Origin of the sequence: Pseudomonas petroselini (genome assembly GCF_045037875.1) — a bacterium.
GTDB lineage: Bacteria > Pseudomonadota > Gammaproteobacteria > Pseudomonadales > Pseudomonadaceae > Aquipseudomonas > Aquipseudomonas petroselini.
This window is the reverse complement of the sequence record NZ_CP173614.1, coordinates 6751938-6777455: the sequence shown is the minus strand read 5'-3', so window position 1 is coordinate 6777455 and position 25518 is coordinate 6751938. Positions and strand designations below refer to the sequence as shown.

The following is a 25518-nucleotide window of genomic DNA, read 5'->3' as shown; positions in this document are numbered from 1 at the left end:
TCCTTAAGCGGCGGGTTGCAGGCCCAGGCTGGCAAGCTGTTGCACGCTGCCCTTGAACTGGATCATGCGCGGGTCGTCGAGCGGCAGGCTGCGGCCGGTTTCTTTCTGGATGATGCTTTGCAGTTTGGCGTTGTCGACCTTGCCGTCGGCGCCAATGGCTTCGTGGAGTTTTTGCGGGTCGACCTGGGCGGTCTTGCCCGGTTCGAAATAGATTGCGCCGGTAGCGAAGTCCACGCCAAACGCGATCAGGCCAGGGATCACATAAAACAGCAGGCCCACGGCATCGAGCACGGCAATCGTCGGGTCGATCTTGCCGTCGATCTGGCCACGGCGGTCGGGGTAGAAAATTGAGCCGCAAGCCGTCAGTTGGCTCAGCAGGGTGACGGCGAGGACACCGCCGATGACACGGGAAGCGATACGCATGGAAACTCTCCTGAACACGGTTGATACGGGACTATATAGCAACGGTCTTATGGCAATGGCCTTGAGACCATCGTCGGCACTCGGCAGTTCGCCGTTATACTCGCCGCTCTGCTTTGGAGCCAGTATGAATTCGTTGCCGATTGATGATGTTTTACCCGCCCTGCGTGACGCCTTGGCGATTCGCCATGAGGCCGTGCTGGAAGCGCCGCCCGGCGCCGGTAAAACCACCCGTGTGCCGTTGGCGTTGTTGAATGAGCCATGGCTGGCCGGGCAGACCATCCTGATGCTCGAACCCCGTCGTCTCGCCGCCCGTGCGGCGGCCGAACGCTTGGCCAGCGAGTTGGGCGAGAAGGTCGGTGAAACCGTCGGCTATCGCATCCGCCTGGACAGCAAAGTCGGCCCCAACACCCGCATCGAAGTGGTCACCGAAGGCATCCTCACCCGCCGCCTGCAGGACGACCCGGCGCTGGACGGCGTGGGCCTGCTGATCTTCGATGAATTCCACGAACGCAGCCTTGATGCCGACCTGGCGCTGGCCCTGAGCCTGAACGGCCGCGAGCTGTTTCGCGATGAGCAACCGCTGAAAATCCTGCTGATGTCCGCCACCCTCGAAGGCGAACGCCTGGCCAGCCTGCTGGATGACGCGCCGATCCTGCGCAGCGAAGGGCGCATGTTCCCGGTGCAGATGCGCTGGGGGCGGCCGTACCAGCCGGGTGAATTCGTCGAGCCGCGTGTGGTGCAAACGATCCTCGAAGCCCTGCATGACGAAACCGGCAGCGTGCTGGTGTTCTTGCCGGGGCAGGCGGAGATTCGCCGGGTCAACCAGCAGTTGGCCGATGCCTTGGGCGATCGCACCGATGTGCTGCTGTGCCCGTTGCATGGCGAGCTCGACCTCAACGCCCAGCGCGCCGCCATCGACCCGGCGCCCGCGGGCAAACGTAAAGTCGTGCTGGCGACCAACATCGCCGAGACCAGCCTGACCATCAACGGCGTGCGCGTGGTGATCGATGCCGGGTTGGCGCGGGTGCCGCGTTTCGACCCCGGCAGCGGCATGACCCGCCTCGACACCCAACGTATCTCCCGCGCCAGCGCCACCCAGCGCGCCGGCCGGGCAGGGCGCCTGGAACCTGGGGTGTGTTATCGCTTGTGGTCCGAGGACCAGCATGAAGGGTTGGCCGCGTACGGCAGTGCGGAAATTCTGGCGGCCGACCTGGCCGGCCTGGCGCTGCAGTTGGCGCGCTGGGGCGTCACGCCTGCGCAGTTGGTATGGCTGGATGTGCCGCCGACCGCTGCGTATGCCCAGGCTCAGGATTTGTTGCAGCGCCTCGGCGCCTTGAATGACGACACGCTTACCGCCCATGGGCAGAAGATGGCCGAGCTGCCGGCCCATCCGCGTATCGCCCATTTGTTGCTGCGGGGGCAAGATCTCGGGTTGGCGACGACCGCATGCGACGTGGCCGCCTTGCTGGGAGAGCGCGATATCTTGCGCGGTGGCGGTGCGGATTTGCACAGTCGGCTGGCGCTTCTGTCCGGCGAGGAGCGCGCACGCGGCACCCAAGGCGGCGTGCAGCGGGCCAGGCAACTGGCGCGACAATATCGTGGCTACTTAAGAGGCCAGGCGGCTCAACCCGTTGCCGACCCCGATCACCCGCGCTGGCTCGGTGCCTTGCTGGCCCTGGCCTACCCGGACCGTGTCGCCCAGCAACGGCGCCCCGGTGGTGCCGAATACCGCCTGGCCAACGGCCGCGCTGCAGTGTTCGCCGAGGCTGACAGCCTGATGAAGCAACCCTGGCTGGTCATCGCCGACCTGGGCAGTCGCCAGGGCCAGCGTGAAGAACGCATCTACCTGGCGGCGGATTTTGACCCGATGCTGTTCGACACGGTGCTCGCCGAACAAGTGTGCAACGTCGACCAGTTGGACTGGGATGAACGCGAAGGCGTGCTGCGCGCCGAACGCCAACGCAAAGTCGGCGAATTGGTGCTCAGCCGTGAGCCGTTGACCGGTCTCGACGAATCCGCACGCAGCCAGGCGCTGGTCAACCTGGTGCGCCGCAAAGGCCTGGAACTGCTGCCGTGGACGCCGGAGCTGCGCCAGTGGCAGGCCCGCGTCATGCTGCTACGCCAGTTGGACGCCGGTAAAACCAGCGAATGGCCCGACATCAGCGACAAGACGTTGCTCGCCAGCCTCGAGCACTGGCTGATGCCCTACCTGGGCAAAGTCTCGCGACTGAGCCACTTCGCCAGCCTGGATATCTCCAGCTTCCTGCACAACCTGCTGCCCTGGCCGCTGCCCCAGCGCCTGGACGAACTGGCGCCGCAGCATGTGAAAGTGCCGTCGGGTTCGTCGGTGCGGCTGGACTACAGCGAGCAGCCGCCGATTCTGGCGGTGCGTTTGCAGGAATTGTTCGGGCTGGCGGATACACCGCGCATTGCCGGCGGACGCCAGGTGGTGAAGCTGCACCTGCTGTCCCCAGCGCGTCGGCCGGTGCAGGTGACGCAGGATTTGGCGAACTTCTGGCGGAGTACCTATGCCGAGGTGAAGAAGGATTTGAAGGGGCGGTACCCGAAGCTATTCCATAAGTTGGACCCTTGGGTCGAATCGCTTAACAAAAAGTGATTGACGCTTTTCACTAGAAAGCTCTCCCATAACGAGCACCATTGACAGAGTTGATGGTGCTTGCATAAAAAACATACCTGTCGAATTCGTTGCGTGCGCCCCGAAAATCAAGGGGTATGGACAATCTGCAACGACTTGGGATGCATCGCGACGCCCCGACCTTTAACGTTAACTCACCCATATTCGAGGTGAGCAATGTCTTACACCAATCCAAATCTTGAAGGCCGTCTGATAATCATCTCCCTCGCGCGAGATGCTTTCGCCGATCTATACACGCGAGAAATCCCTGGCGCTGTCTGCTCAATGCTTGAAGGGGGGACTTCGGAGGTTGTGTATAAGGTTAATGAGGCAGGCGCTGAGGATACGGACGATCTCTACCACGTTCCATTCCTGCTTCATCCGAATGGCAAGCCTTGGCATGAAGCAAACTCATACCTTCTATGGTGTATGCGCGAAAAATCCCCTTCAGAGCGGCGAACTGATGAGGTCCGGCGTCGTGGCAGTAAATTACTCGATTACCTTCTGTTCTGTGAGACCAATAACTTGGATTGGTTGGACTTTTCTGGCTCGCGCCCCCCTCTTCGCCCGACCTATAAATATTTCAACAATATGGTGATTTTGGGAAAGCGAAGTGGTGGCGTAATAAATCAATATACTTCGGTGGTATATCACTTTTACAAGTACGTATCTCAATATTGGCATCAGCTCGATATAAGGCGAGTGGATACGGTTAAGCAAGTTAAGTTCGTTATTCAGACCCAGCGGGGAGCCCGGGTAATTGACGTTATGAAGCGTAGTCAGACTCGACGCACGCCTTCTAGTAATGCAATTCAAATTGGTTATGTTAGAGACGGCGGCGAAGACTTAAGGCCACTTACCAATACTGAGCTTCGTCTGCTATTAGAAACAATTAATGGCGGTGCTGTTTGGTCCACGATTGAGAGATTGATACTTCTCGCGTCCTTGATGACTGGTGCGCGCAAGCAAACAGTTTTAACGATGCGCCTAAAACATTTAAAAGCTTTCGAAGAAACCAAGCTGTTGTCGGAAGGTGCCTATAAATTGCACGCAGGACCATCGACTGGCATCGATACGAAAAACGATAAGGCACAGACTCTATATTTCCCCAAAGAGCTAGCTGAAGAATTGATGGTGCTGGCCAGCAGCCCTACGATGAAGAAGAGGCAAACCATATTTTTGGCCGGACTGCGAGCGCTCTTTCCTGATCAATCATTTGAGGAGGATGACGTTTACCTATTTTTATCTGATCAATGTAATAGCTACTATATGGCAAAATCTGATCCTAGATATTTTATGACTAAGTCACCTCAAACAGGCCAGGTGACGGAGACGATAAAGCGTAAGTTACTAAAAAACATACCAGCAGGTTTTCCTGACGATTTTTCTTACCACTGGTTGCGAGCAACCTTTGCTTACCAGCTATATCAGCGTCTTCAGGTTTTAATCGGAGATGGGCTAATGCATTTGGGTGATGATATAGATTTCATACAAAAGCGAATGCATCATGAGTCGCGGCAAACTACTGAGGGTTATTTGAAGTTGTTTAAAATGACGCATGAAAAAATTCGTGCTCAAGAGTTGTGGGAAAATAAGCTATTTAATGGTAGTTACGATGTGCTGATAGTGGATGGCCGGCATGTGTGAATCGGCAAACTTGGAGCATCGTGATACAAGCGTAATAACAGTCGCGGATGCTATGCAGCCATTCCTCGAGCCTGAGCGATTGCGCTTACAATTGTCAAAAAAAATAAAGAAAAAATCGATCGATGTAGGCAGTCTGGCATATTTTATACGGGGGAAAAATATAAATAATCATGATGATAGTGGGACGCCGGTAGTTAAGTCTTCATTTGTTGAGGGTCGTCGAAATTTAATTAGGAGACTGCTTGAGAGCTACGCAGTAATGCGTGAGTCTTCAATTTTGACTTGGAGCTATCGTTCGGAGTATTTTGTTGAATGGTTAAATAGTAATGGTTATGAAGAGATTTTCGAAAGTGACGTACACGCGCAGCGAGCGTATCGAGATTTTACGTCTTACCTCAATCACAGGGTCATGGTTGGAGAGATCAAGCCCTTGACTGCAAGTGGATATCAAGATGGTGCTGTAAATATTATTGAGTTGTTATGTCCTGACACCTTTCACTATATTTTATCTGGTGTTGTTAAAATTCTTGCTCCCAGTGGTTCTGCAACGCCAAGTGATGCTCATGTGCAATTATACAAAGACGTTTTCTTGGCAATTGCGCAGCAGTGCAGCGACTTTGTTTTGAATAATAGCTCTTATCCTTGCGTGGTAAATATTCGGGACTATGAAGTTGTAATATTTCCATCAAATCACGGAGCGATTGGGCCGTTTAAGATGCCTCCGGCAATTTACAATCCCGTTCAACGGCGAGTAGCGACGCCGGAAGAGCATATGGCCGCGAAGAAAAAATTAGACAGAAAAACTATAGTTAGATTTGATTCAAACCGTGCTGTATTGAGCGCGCAAGAAAATCTTGATGCGGCTAATGAAAATAATCGTCATTGGCACCGACTATATCTGAGCGCTCTCGCTGCAAAAGCCTACGCCGGACTTTTTTTGTTAATTACAGGGGCCTCACCTACTGAGTTCTCTCAATTTACCTATGAGGAGGCAATAGAGGTTGAGAAGTCTCCACTCAAAAAAGAATTAAAAGCTATTAAGTTTCGGGCTGGCGGGAAGGGTACTTTGTATAATATAGGTCGACACAATGGTTTACCGCTACTAAGGCAGTATCTCAAGCTTCGTGAGTGGATTTTGAATGGAAAAGAGGTGTCTAGTTTATTTTTCGCTATGAGTAAAAGTGTGCAAGACAATAATAAAAATTTTGAAGTGTTTTCTGCGTCGAGCACGATGAAAAAATTTCATGAGTCGATCTCAGGAGTCTTTTTAGATCCTAAGGTTCCGAAGCTATCTTCGCGAAAAATGCGAAAGCATAAAAGCAATGTACAGCATTCAGCTCGCTTATCTCCCGCTACAGTTTCTAAATCACTGAATCACACCGAAGCCGTTAATCTGTCTACCTATGCTGAGGCAACATGGGAGCAGCAGGAAGCGGAATTTGGTCTGTTTTGGCAGTCTGTGCGCCATGCCGCTGATGTAGTTCGTGAGCGCAGTGAAACTTATTCTGGCGATTCAATCTCAACAGCGGCTGGTCATTGTGATGACTTTAATCGACCATCGGTCTCAGGCAGCTTGGGCACGTCGCTTATCGAGCCAAACTGTAGAACACAGTATGGCTGCTTATACTGTTCGCATTATATATGTCACTCCGATGAAGAAGATTTGCACAAGCTCCTTAGTTTGCAATATGTAATTGAGTCAGTGCGAAAGGTAAACGCAGACGCAGGGCATGCTGACGCTCTCTTTAAGGACTTGTCGATAAGAATTGATTTCATAATTAGCGCTATTGGCGAACGCTCCGCATCCACTCTGCATTTGGTCGAGGCCGTCAGAGAGAACGTCTATAGCTACGGTATATTGACCCCGTTTTGGGAAAATCGTTTGAGTCGCTATGAACAGATAGGGGTAGTATTTTGAGACGAGGAGTCGAGTCGATAGGTAGTCTTTTTAGTAGTGGAAATTTTTCTGTTGCTTGTGAGCCAGATAATGCTCCGGTAAAGATCTCTAAACCTCGCGCTGATTTTGTATTGTGCCGTAGCGCAAAGGGTCAGCCAACAGCTATATATGGACAGAGCGTTTGGGATTTCAATCCTTATAGGTTGTCAGCTAATAAGATTAGCAGGATATGCTTTATCGTGTTTGACAATCAGAATGACGAACAGAACGCACTCGTTGAAGAGGCGAAATATCTGTTGTATTGTCTGATCTACTTTGGTGGAGGTGGGCGGCTCGGCAAGCTTAGTGTTGCGACACTTTATAGGTATTGGGGGGTTCTTCGAGGGGCGATGCAATTTTGTTACGCCCAGAAGCAAAAACCGATTGTCGGCGTATTGTCTTTGCAACAGCTTTTTTCTAATCCGGTCTATATGGCTGCATCAGTTCGCGAACAATTTTCAGGAACAGATAGAACAGCTTTGTCCGGACTATTGTCCCAGTTAGTGCGTGTTGGCCCAGAACGGATTGGGTACACCGTATTAAATCCGAACCGCTTAAACCTAAGAAGGCCTGACTCTAAACAGTATCCCGTGATACCAACGCGAATATATTTGAATCTGATCAATGTGGTTGGAGATCTGCTAGATCAGCTTTACGAAGGGATTGGATCTTATCAGTCTTTCGTCAAAGCGTTTTCTGACGAACATTACGGGATTAACTTACATAACCAGAAAAGTCGCGGGCTTGGTGGAAAAAGCTACTATCGGCCCGACATGGCGCAAGCGCTCCGAGAACACGGTCTGGAGAGTGTGTTAGTTGATGAATTCCGCTGCGATTTTAAAAAGGATGTTCAGACAGTTTTGCTTAAAATTCAGCATTTGGCTAAAACTGTAATTCATCTATATACCGGTATGCGTGAACAGGAAGTGATGCGCATGTCTTATTCCTGTCTTTCCTCGGAAATTGCTAGGCCACCTGTAATTGATGATCACGGTTTAGTACGCGATCAGCCCCTAACCGTAATGGTAATCTCCAGTACGACAAAATTTACAGGGTATAAAAAAGACGGTGCATGGTACGCCCCGGAAGAGGTCATTAAGGCAGTTGAAGTGGCGCAGGCGGTCTGTAGAGGACTTGCAAGTCTATATGGTGTTAATGTAGATGCTAGCTGCCCACTATTTCTTAGTCCTTCAATCGTAGGTTATAGTCGGAAAACTCAAGGGGTCAATGTTACTCGGTTTAAAAATCGAAGTGCGCAATTGCATGCATTGCGTGGTTTGAGGATTCAGGCAGAGGACCTGCTAGAACTGGCTCAGAGTGATCCTAGTCGTGACTTTTATAATGAGTCAATATATTCGATTGGTAATTCATGGCCGTTAACTAGTCATCAATTCAGACGCTCGCTCGCATTCTATGGCAGCAGCAGCGGATTTGTTTCGTTGCCAGCGTTGAGAAGCCAGTTTAAGCATATGACCATCCAGATGGCGCGATATTACGCTAATAACTTTGAAAATCTTCGTACGATTTTCGGCTATTACGATCCTGAAAAAAAAGATTTTGTTTTGCCGTCGAGTCATTTCGCATTTGAGCTTCAGATGGCTATGCCTATGTCTGTCGCAAATCAATTAATCGCTGATCTGCTTTTCAGTGAGGAGCCATTATTTGGCGGTACTGGCTCGTATGTGCAAAAACAGAAGCAGCGACTCGAATCAGGTGCAATTCATATTGAAGATATTCGAGCCGAGACTTTGCAGCGTGTCAAGGATGGAGCTATCAGCTACCGTCCAACGTTGCTTGGTGGATGTTCAAAGGTAGGTCGTTGTGATTTTTACCTGTTGGGTGATTACAGTGAGTGTTTAGTTTGCGAGGCAGCCGTAATTAAACCTAAAAAATTGATAGCTGCCATTGAAGCTGCAAAACAGGAGCTAACTTTATACGCGGAGGGGTCGGGCGAGTACCAGATTGTCAAAAGTGAAGTTGAGCGAATGCATGCTTTCAAGAGTCGTCTTGTTGACTTGGTGGAACTTTAATAATGAAACAGAAATCTACGGGTAAAGGATTGATTATTTGCGAGGAGGCATTACAGCGCCTAGTGGCTGGTAAACCCCACGTCGCCGAGCACGTTGGCTTACCCCTGTCTAAGCTAACTGCGGGAGCTGTGAGCCGAGAAGCTGGTTTTGACCCCGGCTATCTCAAAAAAAACCGTAATTCGCACTTACCATTAATCGCAAAAATACAGTCGTTGCGAGAGGAATCCTCCAATAACCCGAAATCTACCAATGCTGACAGGGTTGCATATCTTGAACGTAAATTGGCAGCACTAGAGGTAAGGCTCGTTATGGCTAATGAATTGCGTGATAAAGTTTTGACTCAGAATCTTCAGCTATGGGAGCGTGTTCGGAAGCTTGAAGCTGAAGAGAGTCATGTTTATAGAATAAATTAATTCGATTCAGTGTAAACGCCCGGCGAAGTCAGGGGGCTCTCCCCGAGTCGTTTATGGCAACCAACCCGATAGAGAGGCATTGGTTAAGCGGGTAAGCGCTTGGCGGACTCATATTTACTGGTCGCTAGTCGGCGCCGTTGCTGTCTGCTACGCAAAATAGGGCTTTTATTAGAGATAGTTTGCGTTTTGGAGCAACAGCGGACCGTTCTTCGAAGACATAGAGGAAAATTGGGCTAGCGCTCCTTGGCTCAATGCGGGCCCCAACGATTACGCCCATTCCACAGTAAGCACAAGCCTAAACGCGGTATTGTGATGCAGCGATGCATCACAAAACTGAACTCCCAATATCGGCGTGACAGTAATGAGCCATAATCGACTACTGCTGTGGTTCGCGAAAGACCACTTGTCATCAACTCATTTCCTTTGGAGCACCCGCGAACAGGTCATTCACCCCGCTCTGCCACATCAGCATCGATGATGACTGTACCGTGAGCCTGAGCACAGTAACGTGTTCCTTCCAGAAAGTATTAAATTTCCAGGAATTTTGAAACAATGATCTATGTCGGGTATACCGAGCAGCAACGAAGCGAGGCAGGTCATTGAGTAGGTTCCATTCCTATCGATGGAAATCAGGGCTACCGGAGTAGCTTCGGTCAAAAATGCCTTCGGCAATTCTCAACTATCGGCGTTGCCGTTGGGAATACTCGCGATCAGGCTGGCACCGCAAGCGGTTTACATGCCGTCGAGCGCTACGGATACACCATCTGTTGGCGCTGATTGAAAACCGGCCCAGCCTTTACTGGGTCAGTTTTCGGTTATCGACAACTCTTCGCGAATGCGAGTGATTAAAGAATCTAATGTGGCAGTGTCATCCAGCAGAAGGTAACAGCGCATCAGAACCGTCAACGGATGAACGTCCATGACAGAGGCGAGTGCGTCCACTTTTTCAAGGGTTGGCCCCTTTCCGCCACCCTCCAGTTGGCTAAGGTAGGTTTGGCTGCTCAAGCCTCCGAAATCCTCTTGACTCAGATGACGAGATTTTCTCATCTCTCTCAACGCCATACCAAACGCCTGTTTTAGCTCCATTTTTCTCATCCCCGCAAAAGGAATGATGAAGCCGCCTTGAACGCCAGACCTCCATTAACTATTGTTAATATTTTGGGGGAATTTTCCGTGTTTAAAACGCATAGTGCCGCTGAGCTATTTCCAGAACACGTTTTTGAGGGGGCGCGAGTTCAGCACTGGCAGTATGTTGAGCTCGAGATGCATTTTCCGTGGTTTTACATGGAACTGGTGCGGGACTACGGTGACGACGTTGTAGGTAGCATGCTTATGGTTCCGACAGTTCCGATACTTCAGCGGATGCTTTTGGAACTGGATGATCACTCTTGGTTTTCTCAAGCCTATCTCGTATCTCCTGGCTACCTGAGGGGCGAAAAAAGCTGGGTGATGGAGCCACTTGTAGAGGTGAGCCTTGCGGAAGGGGACACGAACAATTTGGCGGGTTACATCTACAAAGTTGAAGGGGGCGCCTGCTACAGCATTCAGCACGAGAGCACGTGCGGTGGTCTCAAAACTGCTGAAATAATTTTTTCGGCGGAGCGGCATCTACGTACGTGTGGGTAAACCGAATCTTGTCGACTTGGCCCTGAGGATGATTCATCGCGAATCTCGTTGCTTGGCCGATCACTCGGAGGTGGACTGGTGCGATGGCCATTACGGCTGTTCGGTTCACTCAACTAGCGTCATAGCTGTGTGGTGATGGCAACATTCAGGCCTTTGTAACCATGAGCAGGAAGTGAAATGACGTATCAAACTGAATACGGAATCAATCAACACAAACACACCCAAGCATGCTGGACAGCTGCACGCGTCTAGCATACCCAGATATTTTCGAGGCAGTAGGAATGGACGACTCACCAGCTTTAGCGCTCAGCTTCCAAGCTCCAGTCGAGTGCTGGAGTAGTGAATATCGGAGCTATCTTGTCAGGTGCAGGGAGATTCTAGATATGGCTGAACGGGTACTTGGTAGCCGTCGGTCGGCCGAAAATTGGCTAGAACGAGAAGCTTTTGGCCTGGACGGGCATGCGCCGTGCGATCTGATAGCAACGCAAACTGGGTGCACTTTGGTGAAGAATCTTCTGACTCGAATCGAGTACGGGGTCTATACATAACGTCGCCAAGCCAATGTAGTTGCGACGGGCGGCGACCAGACGTGGCGTGAGATTTTGGATATCTGTTTTTCCACCTTGCTGCCCTATGGACCACCCTTTACTGACTGCGAACTTCGGCAGCTCTACCTAGTCTGGAGCATACCGGCAAGCTGGTATGAAGGGGCTTTAGCGATGGCTAGCTGAGCTTTAAAGCAGGTAAAGTAGAGGATTGATTTTGCCGTCCTTGGAACCCATTCTGAATGCCTCTACTGTCTTGGTTCAACCGTGATGCAGACCTGACGCGGGCTGCCCTTGCGCCTTACCGTCTGCTTGAGCCGGTTGCTGAACTGTCTCATGGAGAGCCGGACTCTCCAAACATGCTGATTGAAGGCGACAACCTCGACGCGTTGAAAGCGCTTCTCCCGTATTATGCAGGTCAGGTGAAATGCATTTTCATCGACCCGCCGTACAATACTAAATCCGCCTTTGAACGCTACGATGACAACCTAGAGCATTCGAAGTGGCTGTCCATGATCTATCCCCGTCTTGAGCTTCTACGTGAGCTGATGAGTCAGGAGGGTTCGATCTGGATAACAATCGACGACAACGAAGCGCACTATCTGAAAGTCATTTGCGATGAAATTTTTGGTCGTAAAAACTTCATCGCTGAAATTATTTGGCAGAAACGCACCTCTCGTGAAAACCGTGCTGCTGTAGGCTCGTCTCATGACACGATGCTTGTGTACGCAAAAATGGAAGCGTCCAAGTGGAAGAAGTATAGAAACCTGCTTCCGTCCAACGACAAGGGCTATGGTAATCCAGATAACGATCCCCGTGGTCCGTGGCGGTCGATTCCGTTCTCTGCTCAAGGTTTCAGGCCGAATCAGATGTACCCAATCACCAGCGATTCAGGTGATGTTCATTTGCCTCCTAAGGGGCGATGCTGGGGCGCGGTGGAATCAGAGTTCAATCGGTATCGTGCCGAAAACCGAGTTTATTTCCCCAAAGACGGTAAGGGCAAACCGCGCTTGAAGCGGTTTCCATGGGAAGACGAAGGTCTAGTGCCGATGACGCTTTGGCATGCTGTAGATGCTGGCACCACTGAGGAAGCCAAAAAGGAAATCTTGGCTTTGTTTCAGGATGTGGAAGCGTTTGATACTCCGAAGCCTGAGCGCCTTCTTAGGCAGGTTCTAGAAGTGGCAAGCAAGCCCGGTGATTTGGTACTCGACAGCTTCCTAGGCTCAGGCACCACGGCTGCGGTTGCGCACAAGATGAAGCGTAATTGGATCGGCATCGAGATGTCTGCGAATGCTAGGCTTTTCTGCGGTCCACGCTTGCGTCAGGTTGTGAACGGGGAACAAGGCGGTATCTCTGAAGCTATGGGTTGGAATGGTGGGGGAGGCTACCGTTACTACAAGTTGGGTGTTCCCGTTTTTGATGACGCAGGGCACATCCGAGAAGGTATTTCCTTCGAGCAGTTAGCGGCTCACGTATGGTTCGCAGAAACCGGCACTGCTCGTTCTTCATCCGCTGAGAAATCCCCTTTCCTTGGTGAGCATCACGGCACGTACTACTTCCTTTTGTTCAACGGCATTCTCGGCGATCTGACAGCGGCAGGCGGCAACGTTCTGACCAAGCGTATTCTCAAAGCCTTACCCAAGACCGAAGGTCCCATGGTGATTTACGGAGAGGCGTGCGCAATTCCATCTGAGCTTCTTCTGGAATCACAAATAACCTTCCGACAAACCCCATACGACATTAAGGCTCGCTGACCATGGCTCTCACGCTAAAGCTGTATCAAAACCGTGCATTGTCGAGCCTTGGAAAATTCTTCGACGTGGCTCGTTTGGAAGGACCATCTAAGGCTTTTGAACAAACCGTTGATACGGGGCTAGTCAGCGACTACAAGTTGATGCCGGGTTTGCCTGAAGTCCCATACGTCTGTCTCCGTATTCCTACGGGTGGCGGGAAGACTGTGATGGGTGCCCACATCATCCAAATATGTGGTTCCACCTATCTCGAGCGTCAGTACCCGGTTGTTCTTTGGATGGTGCCAACGACCCAGATTAAGACCCAGACCATTGAAGCTTTCCGCGACCATCGCCATCCGTATCGCCAAGAGCTTGATGATGCTTTTGGTGCGCAGGTTGCGGTTTTCGATGTGGCGGAATTCACGCGAATCCGTCCAGCGGATCTAGTCACAAAGGTCTGTGTTGTTATTTCCACTGTGGCTGCATTGCGTGTGGATAAAGAAGAGGGGCGCAAGGTCTACGAGCATCATGAGGATCTAGAGGGTCATTTCAGTGGATCCGCTAAACAGCTCCAATACCTTGATAAAGGTAAAGACGGGAAAGCCGTAGCATCTTTCGCAAACCTTCTAAAGCTTCATGGTCCATTGGTCATCATGGACGAGGCGCACAACGCCACAACGCCACTTTCCTATACAGTCTATGAACGTCTTGGTCCAAAGGCTGTGGTAGAGCTTACAGCCACCCCTGATGTGTCCAGTTCGAACGTCCTAGTCAGCGTTTCTGCATTCGAGCTGAAAGCAGAGAACATGATCAAATTTCCTGTGATCCTCAAGGAACATAATGGGGAGTGGCAAGCTGCGGTCAGCAGTGCAGTAGCCAGACGGAAAAGTCTCGCTAAAACAGCGCTCGACGAACCTGAATACATTCGCCCTATCCTGCTAATCCAGGCTGAAAACGCCAAGAGCGAAGCAACCGTTGAAGAGGTGAAGCGACACCTCATTGACACTGATGGCATGGACGAAAGGGCGATTGCAGTCGCGACCGGCGCACAGCGCGAAATCGATGGAATCGACCTTTTTGCCAATGACTGCCCGATCGAAGTCATCATCACCAAACAGGCTTTGAAAGAAGGCTGGGACTGCTCATTTGCCTACGTCTTTTGCTCTGTAGCTCAGGTGAAATCTGACAAGGATATTCAGCAGCTTCTAGGACGTGTACTGCGCATGCCGTATGCGGTTCCTCGGCGTCAGGAAGCGATGAGTAAAGCATATGCACATGTGATTACGGATACCTTTGGACGTGCTGCAGGTGAGCTCACCCAATCACTTATTAACATCGGCTTCAACCCTATGGAAGCTGCTGCCGCAATCCGCAGAGAGAAGACTCCTGAGCTGGCATTACAAGGTGGTCAAGTGGGTACTCCTGAGCTACCTGTATCCAGGGTCGTTGTGGCAAAGGTTCCTGACTTTTCAAAGATTCCTGAGCGAGACCATGAACGGGTTCTGTTCGTGCTGGATGCTGAAGGACCTGGTGGAGTAGTTGAGCTAAAAGATGAACTCGACCTGCTGACAGTTGAAGCCATCGTTTCGACCGTATCAGGCAAGGATAAAAAGGCGGCGGTTGCTGCTGAGGTAGAGAGGCATCAGCAAGCTACGGTAGCTGCTAAAGCGCCTAGTGAAAGGGGAGTGGTGTTTCAGGTTCCGCGCCTTTACTCAGTTGAGCAAGGTGAGCTTGAGCTGGTTGACCGTGGAGCGGTTTCAGCGTCGTTTAGCTGGGATCTGCTGTCGTCACCACCAGACCTGTCATCCTTCCGTTTTGACGAATCGAGCATGACATTTGAAGTGTATTTGGACGATAAAACAGTCCAGTTCCAGAATGTCAAAGACGATGTGAGCACTTACCTTCCCGGCTTCGCTCAAGACCGCACCGCATCAGATTTGATTGGCTGGTTGGATCAAGAAATCCGTGAGCCATCAATCAAACAGCCTGTGCTTCGCGAGTGGTTGCGTCGGGCTGTTACCGTGCTGCTGGAGGATCGCGGCTTCTCCTTGTCACAGCTTCTCAAAGGTCAATTCATTCTTCGCAGAAAACTTGGTGAGCAGCTGTTCCTTGCTAAGAAGAATGCCTATGACAAGGGATTCCAGCAGGCTCTGTTCCATGATGATTTGGAGCTGGTCACATCTTCAGAACCTGACCATGCGTTTACTTATCCAGCAGACATGGCGCTGTACCCAGCTACCTCGTACTACGCCGGGTCATTCAAGTTCAAGAAGCACTACTACCCGTTTCCCGGCATGCTTCCTTGGAAAACATCGAAGGGTGAGGATGCAGAAGAATACCTCTGCGCGCAGGCGATCGAGCTGCTGGATGAAGTCGAATTTTGGGTAAGAAACCTCGTGCATGCGACCCAGTTCTGGATGCCTACCGCGACTCAACGCACCTATCCTGATTTCGTAGCGCGGCTCAAAGACGGCCGGCTTTTAGTGATTGAGTATAAAGGGGGAGATCGCGTAAGCAACGACGACAGCAAAGAAAAGCGAGTCATCGGTGAGCTTTGGGCCAAAAAATCAGGTGGCAAAGGAATCTACCTTATGGCCCAGAAGAAAGATGAGCAGGGAAGAGGCTTGCGAGAGCAGCTACTCTATGCCATCAACGGGGCTCATTGACACTACGTAATTTAACCGTCATCCGAAGGGCATCCATGACTACCGTTCACTGTGTGATCGCGGTTCGAGTGGTATGCCCTTCGCTGATTTGTAAGCGTCCGGCGAACTCACCCACCTGATCCCAACCATCAGGGTAATGCGCCAACGAACCTCTTATCCCAAACCCTTAAAAGCCCAGGTAGTCCAGGAATGCCTGCAACCCGGCGTATCGATGGCCAGCGTCGACTTACGCCGTGCTCGCCGCAAGTTCTTCGAGTTGCTTGTGGCGAAAAAGAGTCCGTTGGCCGAACAGGCGCTGCATTCGATCTGCGGACTGTATGAAGTTGAACGCCATGTGCGGGGCTTGTGCGATGGAGAACGCGGGCGCATACGTCAGGAAAAAGCAGCACCGATCATCAAAAAATTGCATGACTGACTGCCGACACAGCGAGCAAGTGAAATTGACCGGTTGCTACCGCATCGGTGGGTACAGCACTACCGGACAAAATTGGTTCGGGTTGAAGTGTCAGGTTTTTCCGCGCATGCACGCGTATCCATTTATGGACGAGGTTGGCGTTGAGATTGTGGGTCAACGCGACATTGGCCAGCGAGGTGTCAGGCTGCGCGCATTCGGCGATAACCTGGGCCTTGAAGGACTTGGAATAGGAACGGCGTTCTTGTGGCATAGGCGTCCGCTTAACAAGGCTGAAAATGGTGTCCACTTAAATTTAGGTGTACACCATCGCCTCAAGCGACGGTGTCAGGAAGGTGTGTTGCCCGGACGGTTACGAAGTTTCTGTAGTTCACCAAAGTCATTTTTGAAATGTGCATAATTCTCCATAAGCGCCGACGTCCATGAACAGCCTCAATTGGCCGCAGTAGCTATTCCTTCCAGGGGGTATACAGTGGTCAGTCGGATCCCGCTTCGGCCATTACCGTCTAGTTCTAGTATTCGAAGAGGTGGCTGCCGCCCGTTTGGTGTTTCTACCAAATCTACACCAGAAAACTTTTCTATGAGGTGTCGAGCCAGAGCTCGGCTAGACGTGGTGATAACGAGATTGAGCGTATTACTGCTTTCCAACACAGTCGCTCGCAGAATGTCGAGCAGGCCGACGCGATTCAAGTCGTCCAAATGGACGATGGGCTCATCAAGAAAGAATGTCCCACCGAGACTACGCGCGCGCGCCAGGAATAGTGCTAGCGCAAGGTCTTGTCGCTGGCCTTGGCTAAAGTCTTTTCCCGGATCAAGCTGCTGGTCACCCGCATCGGCGAGCCAATGCAAAAAGTCTGCATCCGCACCAAGGTTAATCCGGTCAAAAACACGATTAGCATGCATGCGAGCGAAGAGTGGATTTACCACGCGGCTGAGGTCTTGAACCTTCTGACGGCTAATCGAGGTGTAGGCGTCATAAAAAACTGCGCGTGCGCGTTTTGCGGCATCCAGCCTTCCGGTTATCTCATCAGCTTCATCGATTAATAGTTGAGTTGCCTGCTGAAGCTCAAAGAGGCGAGAGCGACGAGATTCTGCTGCCCATGCTGCCCTAGCGGCCTCAATGTGTCCTTCAATTACAGTAAGGCGATAGTTTTCTGCCGCAAGTTGAGACATTAGTGTATCAAGCTCAGCGTTCGGCCATTCAATGCCCGGTGAGACCTCTTGCCATGCAGATTGCAAGGATGCGAGCTCCGCTGATTTCTGCTCCAAGGCTAGACGACACTCCTTCAAACTTTGCAGCGATCCGGCATACTTCGCGCGTAGATAGTCACGTTTACTGGTTGCAGCCTCAATAGACTTCGCGAGTTCAGCAAGCTCAAGCTGAATCACGCGATTTCGTGCTTCAAAGGAAGCGTTCAAGTGTTGGTGTAGATCTGCGACCTGGAATCCGGAGCTTGGCATCCTAAATTCAGATCCGAAAAATTTAGTTGAGATAGCATCACGGGCTGATAGCAGTGTGGAAATCGCGTCGGCAACGTCCAGACGCGCAGCGATTGACTTGAACTCTTCTGCCGTTGCACCTGGGCTGACTCCTAGCCTCTCAAGTTCTCGAAGCTGAACAGCGTTGACTAACTGCAGATCCGAGCGCTCGCTCTCCAGGGTGTCCAGAAAGTTTTGCTTTCGCAGGCCTGCTTCGAATTGGGATTGAGCATGTTTGGCTGCATCTTCGGCCGCGGCCACCCCAGACCTGGCTGCTATAATCAGTTCAGGCGCGGCCGCAAGCGTCGCATTGATGGCGGATCTGAGGTTTTCAGCGTCCTTCCAGTCATATGAGCACAAAGGGCACTTTCCAGTGTCGGCGCCGTGGTCATGACCTAAAAGCTCTCTTCCAGCAGCTTGCAATCGTGCAACTGGGCTCGCCACAGCATCTAGCAGTTTGGCAGCAACTTGAGCGTTTGAGACCGCCTCAACGGCTTTTTTCTGTAAATGCCCCAACTCTTCATGCGAGGGGGCGTCCAAGCGAGCTGCATTAACCTCAAGCTCCAGTTCCGCTAAGCGCGTAGTCTCATACACTGATCGGTCAGTTGATAACTCAAGCGCTTTCAATTCTTGACGACGTTTTTGGCGTGCGCTCGCCGGCCATTGGTTTTCAGAATACTTATGAGCAAGCTCGATGAGGCTAAGAGAAAGATCATCTGCAAAACCTCCATCTAGAAGAGTTGCGAGAACTTTCGAGCTCAGCTGAAACATTTGATCTTGAGCCTTCGCTAGCTCTTGTCCCAAAAGATAGGTTGCTTCCCGCCTCGAATTGAAATCAGTGAGTTCAGTTGCCGCTTGCCTACCATCATTTTCAGTCTGGGCTAGCGACTGCGCCAACTCAGTCTCACTATTCACACCTTCGGCCACAGCAATTTCTAGGCTGCCTCGAACACTCCACCTTGCTTCAACGCGTTTTGCTGCGTCCAGGCGTGCATCAAGTGCGTGCTTTTGACGGCGGTGTAAAGCTGTAAGTGAGGAGAGTTGATCATCTAGGCTAGATCGTTCGTCGAACCCCCGAATATCTTCTGGCGAAAAGAGAAGTATGGCATTGTCAACCTCCAAGCGCGCTGAGCTGGCTTGCGAAGCCCCCGTTGTCACATCAGGACCTAGAGAGAGCTCCAGATCAGCGACCTCCGCTGACTTCGATTCGGTCATCTTTGTAAGGTTTCGCAGACGCCTAGTCATTTCAACAATGTATTTTTCACACAGACGTTCAGCATCTAGTAAATGCCGAATACCGAGCAGGTCGGCGAAGACTTGAGTGCGCCGCTCGATAGTTTCTTCGTCAGTATCGACCAGTGCGGCCAGCGCTTCAGAACTTAAAAAACGCGTTCCTTTGAGCCACCGCTGCCTTAAATTTATTGCCGTTAAGGCGTGTGCTTCGTCAGCCGCAGCGACCGGAGCTAAGAGGGCTAAAAGGTCATTGGGACGAACGGTGACCGCCCCATCTTCATTGGCACCAAATATTGCAGAAGACTGCGACCCGTTAACATCCCGCTGGACAAACTTTTGGTCTCCATCGATATAAAGGTTCGCGGCTGCTGAGGTAGCGGTTTTATTTTGACCGGAAAACTTCGGACTTAAAATCAGAGCATCGAAGCTATTACCTTCCTTCAGCCTTTCTACTTGCCCCGTGAGCAGCCATTCAGCAGCCTCGCACATCGTTGTCTTGCCAGTCCCGTTAGGGGCGTACACCACAGTCAATGGTGAGCTGAAATCAAATCTGACGGAGTCGTTGATCCCACGAAAATAAGACACATATAGAGAGTTGAGTCTAATTCCGCGCATTCAAAGGCCCCTCATGACGTAAGACAGTTCCGTTAACGCCAAGCGTGGAAAGCTCGGTCCACAGTGCTTGTGCTTCAGAGTCGAGTTCTGGCCATTGCAGTTCACAACTCGTGGGGGCAGATGCCTCTGGCAGTCCTAAGACTGTTATGTCGGCTACGCGTTGCCACAGCCCAGTTTTATGGTTGTGGTCTGCAGGTGCCGAAGGCCAAATTATGTGCTTACGACACACTTGCGCCGACAGCTCTAGTCGACGAATTTTCTCTCGAGCATCCTCCTCCGGTGCCTGAGGAAGGGCTAGTACCAGATAGCCGTCTATCAGCCCCCCAAGAGAACTTCGCTCTTTTCGGACGAGAATCTCATCAAACCATGCTTGACCTTGCGCCGCTGCTTGCTCGATGGAAGCATAATCACCCCCACCGCAAGGCCACAGGAGAACAAGCGCGTAAGACGAAGACCAAAGCGTTGTCCCCGCAGGGGCGGAAATCTCTATTCCGGGAGGCGGAAGCTCTGGAGTGCGATCAAGACCTACTTTGACGCAAAGCTCATTAAGTTGCTCATTGGCGGAGGTCCAAAATGCGGAGTCTTCATTCATACTTCCTACTCCCTAAAAAAAGAGGCAATCTGACCGAGTAGTTCCTCAACTCGGTCGTCATCCTCTGCTGCCACGTAATCGGCGTAGACCGCTGCGGCTTTCGACAATCCGAGGCCAGCAACTCGACGCATACCCCGAAGCCCCCCAATATCGCCTGATACGGGCGCAAGTGACCCGCCTGCACGAAGGTCGGTGTTGCCCTTTGGGAAGGTGATGAAACTATCACGTCTATCAGGGTGAAATTCACCGTCCGCCAAGTCTCCAAGTGGAGTTGCTCCAAGCACGACTAAATGCGGATGTGGGCCGCCTGAGTCTCTCCATTCTCCGAGAATGCGTCTCAGCGCCCTAGGTGATTCTTTATGAGAGCGCCATATCAGTAAATGCCGGTTTAGAGAGCGGACGATGAGCTGACCTGTGGCCCCTCGAGAGTCTTGCCAATCTATTCCTTCGACCGATTTCAGCGTTGCCAATGCGTGAAGCCCGGCTCGGAGTGCACTGATTACTTCAGGATCAGCAATCGCGTCAGGATCGACCTTCTTGCCGGAGTCCGTACCTTCCAAAATGGCGTTGAGTATGGCGCTCGAGTCGGCTAATGGGTTGGTGTGCAAATACTCTTCTATTTCGGCAATGCCAACCCTCAGTCGTGGAGCAGCGCCTGTATCGGGCGGGTACCTACGTAAAAATCGTTCAATCTCATAAGTGACTTTGTTGGGCACTGAGGTTACAGGCAGGGTGATCCCCACACTCTGTATTGGGCATACCACATTCCCCCGCCAAATCAGCAGGCTGTTGACTGGATTGTACGGCGGCCAATATATGATACCTGCGGTGACGGTTGGGTGAGTCCCTCGTACTACTGCCCCCACGGTGCCCTGAGCGTTCAGCGATCTTGCCGCGGAGAGATTTTTCTGACCGTGAGGCATCTCAGTGAACGACGCGAAAACACCGCTGAGACTTCTCCATTTGTCGTCGGACTCATCTGCAACAGGTACATCGTGAGCGACGTTGCAAAGCGCGACTATTCCTCGTCGACCGGCAAGAACTTGGTTCAAAAGGGAGTCGATAGCGATCCCCCAATTTTGGTTGTATCCGGATTGGAGCAAGGACCCTACGATGAGCGCTGGACGGTCATTGTTCAGGCTTTCGAGTTTGCGGCGGATACGTGCCTGAGGTGAGTTTTGGTCTTGTCCTGCGGGCCTCAGTAAATCTGCACAAATAAGCGGAAACAGGTCCAAGTCGTTAAAGCGCAAATGCAGAAGCGTGTCATGGGGCTGCACATCATCTAGTACTACAGCTTCATAACTTTGCTGGAGGGCATTTTTAAGATAAGTGATGCAGTGAGTCTGGCCGTTTGGTTCATGAATCCAGCACCAACCGCCATTCACACGCATTGTTGGGCTAATGCCGCTACGAGTCTGGTCCCACGCTAGGTGCCTCACAGTGCCGTCTTCGGACGATGCTATGTGCCATTGGATTACAGCTTCTCCAAATGGAAGGCCAAATCCCGCAATCAGCACAAGCGATCGATTCGTAGCTCTAACAAGGGCGTCTACGGTGTTCCAGTCCACGGAGCCCAGCGCCCACTCGGGGGCAACAATGAGCACTGGGTCACCAGCGGGTGCGAACGCGGACAGGGCGGGTCCGGTCCCATCTGGTTTCGTCTCGAGCAAATTACGCAAAACGTTTAGCGCAGTTGGCCTACTGAGATCGTTTAATGCCTCATTAACCGTTGCCGTAAGCTGGAGCAGGCAAAGATTGAGTCCGCCTCTGGGACGAAGCACACTATCAACCTGAACACTGGTGTAGTTATCTTGAAACTCAAAAGTCAGTTCGGGCACAGTAGTGCAGCCATTAGCCTAGGATATCGTGGAAAGGACGTTAGAGCAGCGATTGTGGTGAGTCAATATGCCATCATCGGTAGCACGGCTTTTCGTTGCATGAATGATTCAACGTGGATAAAGGTCGCGTACTCGAACAAAAGGTGAGCCTGTCTCCGCCGCACGGCGGACTTTGACTTTTAGCACCTGGGATAACGAAATTTCTCGATCTAATAACTCGTAAAGATCCAATCCATCCATGCAAACTACCCGCTTGCCTCGACCGAAGGCGGCAAGACCTTCTTCTGTGAATCCGCTATTACTAATAAAAAGCCCACGAGTCCAAGCAGCCTTTTGCTCGATCTTCCCGTGGAACGTATGCAAGTCAGCGACACCAATTGCATGTCCATGCCATTTTGCTTCTAGAAGATAAACTTCATTGTCGAGCTCAAAGCTACCGTCGATTTGCTCTCCTCTCACCCGGAAAGGCTCTCGGGCGGCGAGTTGAAATGCGTCAAAGAGGTTCTTGAGAAATGCCTCAAAAGCATAGCCACGAGCGTGTGGGAGCAGTTTTCCGACGTCTAAAAGGTCATTTTTGAATTTCGCAAACTTGTGACCTTCAGTCACAATTTTAACGGGCTTCGCTGCGGTCTCTGAGGCCTGCACTTGGCCCGACAGTCGATTCAACAATGCTCGATATCGCTGTTCTGAATGGGGGATCGGATCAGGTGTGTTGGTCCTAAGGAGATGCTCATTTCGATGCTCCCATAGGGCGGCGAGAAGCCGCACAGCGTCAGCGTCGTTGCAGCTCTGCAAGAAACACTTCAGGCGTTTACCCTTTGACCGGCCATTGATCGAAAACTGGGGATTCTCAATATCGACATTGAGTTCTGCGGCAAAAAAGGCCGAAAAACTGGCGTCTGAAAAGTCCAAGACAAAACCCGCTCCACGGACGAACTCGACGAGATCGCCTACAAAGCGTAAATCGAGGGATCTGATTGAGCTAATGTTGGACTCCTTCCTAGGGCTCAAATTTCCATGGTGTCTGATCTTCCCCTAATACTTCAAATCTATGCAAGCAGCGCCCGGGCAAGGGAGTTCTACACTAGAGAGTGTATTGACTAATAGACTGCAAAGGTGCGTTCTTGCTAGCACTCGCGGTTTTCGCACCCTGAGGCCGCCGCGCCTGCTTCACACCGGAAGCTGGAAGCTTGCAAGGTGTCTAGAAAATCAGGGGCGATTCGCTCTAGATTGTATCTGTCCACCGAAATAAAAGCGGAGCTGGGATTTTTTATGGCTAAGAGCGAATCACTGCGACGTCCAACTGAGGCTGATTTAGAGGCCGCTGTACATTCTGTAATCACAAGCGCATTTCCTGGTGCGAATATCCAGATCCGTCATCAGGTGCACTTTAGCTTTCAAATAGGTCGGGCCCCAGTCGCGCTGGACGGTGGGCAGGCTTGGATGAAGGAAGGACGGGCTGATATCGTTCTTTTCCATGAAGATCGTCCATTGGCTGTCTTGGAGTTGAAGCGCCAAGGGCTTCCTCTTACCGAAGCAGATCGGTTGCAAGGCATGTCCTACGCTCGACTACTCGATCCCATGGCGCCGCTGGTGGTGGTCTCAAATGGAACGCAGACCGAGCTGTATTCGACCTATGACGGGTCGAAGTGGCTGCCTGACGGCGATGAAGGAAAGCAGCTTGCTGGGTTGATCAACAGTACCTTCACCGTGGCGAGCGCTGACATACGCAAAGCCGCGGAGACCTTACTGGGCACGGACTGCAGGGTTTGGTCTGAAGTGGTGAATGCGAGCTCCGCCGAAAAAATAGCTCAGCTTTCAGGTGATCTCGCATCAAGTGATGCATTGTTCGCACATGATTTTTTGATTCCGAGAAACGCGACGAGGGAGCTACTCAAGGAGCTTGAACACTCCTGTTTCGTCATCCTTGAGGGGGAACCGCTGGCTGGGAAAAGCAGTGTGCTGCGAGAGCTTGTGGATCTGGCTGCACAAAGTGATGTATTTGTGCCGTTGTATCTCGAGGATGGCGGCCTTGGATATCTCCAATGTGTGGCTGACGCATTGCGGCGAACGGTGGAGTGGCCTTTCAAAGCTGAGGATGCACGCTCCTGGCTTCAGTCTCTAAAGCGTGATCAGGAGATGAAGCTGGTAATACTGATCGACGACTACAGAAATGCCAGTGAAACCAGTCAGAGAGAGTTGGAGGATCTGGTAAACATCGCACAGAGCGGCGGCTTCGTTGTCGTGATTGCTATGGATGATGGCTTGACCGAAAGCGTCATCAAATCACGCAAGGGTAGATCGCTTTCGTCTTTGGGGCGGATGGGTACGCGAGTCACTGTCGGGCCGCTGCTGGACGATGAGTTTGAAAGCGCCGTATCAGCTGCTAGGTCTCACGGAGTGAGACTGATGAGGGGTAGCTTTCGTTCTGTTGATTACCGCCGCCCGTGGATTTTCAGATCGGTGATCAGCAAGGCCAAAAAGGGATCTTTCGGAACCGAGTGGCATGGGCCCGAGGCTCCAGCTCTGTTGGGCGTGGATTTCATACATTACGTACGCGAACATTACGACGATTCCACCCTAAGGCATCACTTTCACGAGCTCGCCATAGTCACGCTCGATGACTACCTTCGCGCGGGTCGCTCCGACAGTATGGAGACAGACGCCACAACGACTTTTCTATTGCGTAGCGAAGCCCTGAGAGGGCTCACGATTGAATCCAGAGAATATTTGGTTGGATGTGGTGCGCTTAAGCCTCGAATGTCTGGGGATGCTTGCATTTTTCGGATCGGATTTTGCGAAATGCTGGTGAGCGAACTGGCCACTGTCATTGCTGAGTGCCTAAAGAATCTACTTAAATCTGGGTGCGCGGCAGCAGTGGCTTGGCTGATGGGTGTAGCCGAGCTGTTGCCTATGGGCGAAATTATCGTTGCGCGTGCAATAGTCACGATTTTCCAATCTGGCGTCGATCCAACACCACTGTGCAAGGAGCTTCTGGCGCAACAACCAATCCATGGTGATAGCTCGCCAAAAACTCGATTTGCGATCAAAACCGTCGATCTGCCGCTGGACGATGAGGATAATAGCTTCGAGCTGGACGGCGTATCCTCCGCTTACTACAGCGACAATATTTTGCCCTGGATAACCCTTTCGCATGTGCTAGCAGCGTATCCATTGAGCACGGAAGAAACTGGGTTCTTTCCGCAACTGTTGATTTTGATGGAGATGGCCAAGTCTGAGGTGACGCTTCGCCGCCCTGGGACAACCGCCGCCTCGCGCGAGCTATTATCACAAGTAATGAACGACGGTACGTTTGTCCCTGGTTGGAATGCCGGCATTATAGAGCCCGTGACCTTCGCCATCTTCAAGACGTTCAGAATGCAGCCAAGTTTGGGGGACGCATGGATGACGATGCTCGGAGCGATGGAATCTGCGCACTTGCTGGCGCGAACTTACACTGTCCTGATCGAGCTGATGCGCCACGGCGGGCCTCAGGGCGATTGGGCTGCGATTACTTCAACGGCGATACTCCATCCCTTGCTGAGAAAACATACAAACATTCCTACGATGACTGATTCTTTCGTCGTTGTTGATGTTATTGAGTGACGACTGACTGACATTACGTACTCGGGATTTACCGCGACGTTGATATCCAGTTCGACCCGCCCGGCCAGGCCATCAATCGATTTTCGAAA

At 51.6% G+C, this 25518-nt stretch carries 16 protein-coding genes and 1 pseudogene; 11 read left to right on the top strand and 6 right to left on the bottom strand.

The genetic code is table 11. The features are described 5' to 3' along the window. Positions 1-3 precede the first annotated feature (3 nt). Complete coding sequence (locus tag ACI512_RS31295) at positions 4-423, bottom strand: hypothetical protein (protein WP_010206751.1); 420 nt, start codon at positions 421-423, stop codon at positions 4-6. Between the two features lie 124 nt (positions 424-547). On the opposite strand from ACI512_RS31295, the gene hrpB reads away from it, so the two are divergent. The 5 genes from hrpB (at position 548) to ACI512_RS31270 (ending at position 9084) form a co-directional block, all read left to right on the top strand. Continuing rightward, positions 548-3040, top strand: a complete 2493-nt coding sequence (hrpB, locus tag ACI512_RS31290; protein WP_405121508.1) for an ATP-dependent helicase HrpB — start codon at positions 548-550, stop codon at positions 3038-3040. A gap of 195 nt (positions 3041-3235) precedes the next feature. Continuing rightward, positions 3236-4705 carry a site-specific integrase gene (locus ACI512_RS31285; protein WP_405121506.1) on the top strand — a complete coding sequence of 490 codons (1470 nt, stop codon included), beginning with the start codon at positions 3236-3238 and terminating at the stop codon, positions 4703-4705. Beyond that, complete coding sequence (locus ACI512_RS31280; RefSeq protein WP_405121504.1) at positions 4698-6623, top strand: hypothetical protein; 1926 nt, start codon at positions 4698-4700, stop codon at positions 6621-6623. Before ACI512_RS31285 ends, ACI512_RS31280 begins: the two co-directional genes overlap by 8 nt. A gap of 218 nt (positions 6624-6841) precedes the next feature. Continuing rightward, positions 6842-8671, top strand: a complete 1830-nt coding sequence (locus ACI512_RS31275; protein ID WP_405121502.1) for an integrase — start codon at positions 6842-6844, stop codon at positions 8669-8671. Positions 8672-8673: 2 nt separating this feature from the next. Continuing rightward, a complete protein-coding gene (locus tag ACI512_RS31270) occupies positions 8674-9084 on the top strand; it encodes a hypothetical protein (protein WP_405121501.1) in 411 nt (136 codons plus the stop codon). An 804-nt stretch (positions 9085-9888) separates the two neighbouring features. On the opposite strand, the gene ACI512_RS31265 is transcribed toward ACI512_RS31270, so the two are convergent. Next, positions 9889-10170 (bottom strand): helix-turn-helix domain-containing protein, encoded by a 282-nt coding sequence (locus tag ACI512_RS31265; protein WP_405121499.1) that lies wholly within the window; start codon positions 10168-10170, stop codon positions 9889-9891. A gap of 36 nt (positions 10171-10206) precedes the next feature. On the opposite strand from ACI512_RS31265, the gene ACI512_RS31260 reads away from it, so the two are divergent. From ACI512_RS31260 to ACI512_RS31240, 5 genes and pseudogenes are all read left to right on the top strand, one after another. Next, positions 10207-10710 (top strand): hypothetical protein, encoded by a 504-nt coding sequence (locus ACI512_RS31260; RefSeq protein ID WP_405121498.1) that lies wholly within the window; start codon positions 10207-10209, stop codon positions 10708-10710. Positions 10711-10937: 227 nt separating this feature from the next. Beyond that, positions 10938-11258, top strand: a complete 321-nt coding sequence (locus ACI512_RS31255) for an antitoxin Xre/MbcA/ParS toxin-binding domain-containing protein (protein WP_405121496.1) — start codon at positions 10938-10940, stop codon at positions 11256-11258. Positions 11259-11497: 239 nt separating this feature from the next. Beyond that, complete coding sequence (locus ACI512_RS31250) at positions 11498-13009, top strand: site-specific DNA-methyltransferase (RefSeq protein WP_405121494.1); 1512 nt, start codon at positions 11498-11500, stop codon at positions 13007-13009. Positions 13010-13011: 2 nt separating this feature from the next. After that, the gene (locus tag ACI512_RS31245; protein WP_405121493.1) at positions 13012-15654 is read left to right on the top strand and encodes a DEAD/DEAH box helicase; all 2643 of its coding nucleotides are present in this window, start codon (positions 13012-13014) and stop codon (positions 15652-15654) included. A 226-nt stretch (positions 15655-15880) separates the two neighbouring features. Then, positions 15881-16066 (top strand): annotated as a pseudogene (locus ACI512_RS31240) (transposase); the annotation flags it as partial. Here the strand turns inward: ACI512_RS31240 and ACI512_RS31235 are convergent. The 4 genes from ACI512_RS31235 to ACI512_RS31220 all read right to left on the bottom strand — a co-directional run bounded on the left by ACI512_RS31235 (position 16050) and on the right by ACI512_RS31220 (position 22735). After that, complete coding sequence (locus ACI512_RS31235) at positions 16050-16319, bottom strand: transposase (protein ID WP_405121492.1); 270 nt, start codon at positions 16317-16319, stop codon at positions 16050-16052. The pseudogene ACI512_RS31240 and the gene ACI512_RS31235 overlap by 17 nt on opposite strands. 179 nt (positions 16320-16498) lie before the next feature. Beyond that, complete coding sequence (locus ACI512_RS31230; RefSeq protein WP_405121491.1) at positions 16499-19393, bottom strand: AAA family ATPase; 2895 nt, start codon at positions 19391-19393, stop codon at positions 16499-16501. A gap of 597 nt (positions 19394-19990) precedes the next feature. Beyond that, entirely contained in the window at positions 19991-21376 is a 1386-nt protein-coding gene (locus tag ACI512_RS31225; protein WP_405121490.1) for an ABC-three component system protein, read from the bottom strand. A gap of 555 nt (positions 21377-21931) precedes the next feature. Continuing rightward, complete coding sequence (locus ACI512_RS31220; RefSeq protein ID WP_405121489.1) at positions 21932-22735, bottom strand: restriction endonuclease; 804 nt, start codon at positions 22733-22735, stop codon at positions 21932-21934. 360 nt (positions 22736-23095) lie between these two features. Between ACI512_RS31220 and ACI512_RS31215 the strand changes: the two genes are divergently transcribed. Beyond that, positions 23096-25429 carry a type I restriction enzyme HsdR N-terminal domain-containing protein gene (locus tag ACI512_RS31215; protein WP_405121488.1) on the top strand — a complete coding sequence of 778 codons (2334 nt, stop codon included), beginning with the start codon at positions 23096-23098 and terminating at the stop codon, positions 25427-25429. The last annotated feature ends 89 nt before the right edge of the window (positions 25430-25518 follow it).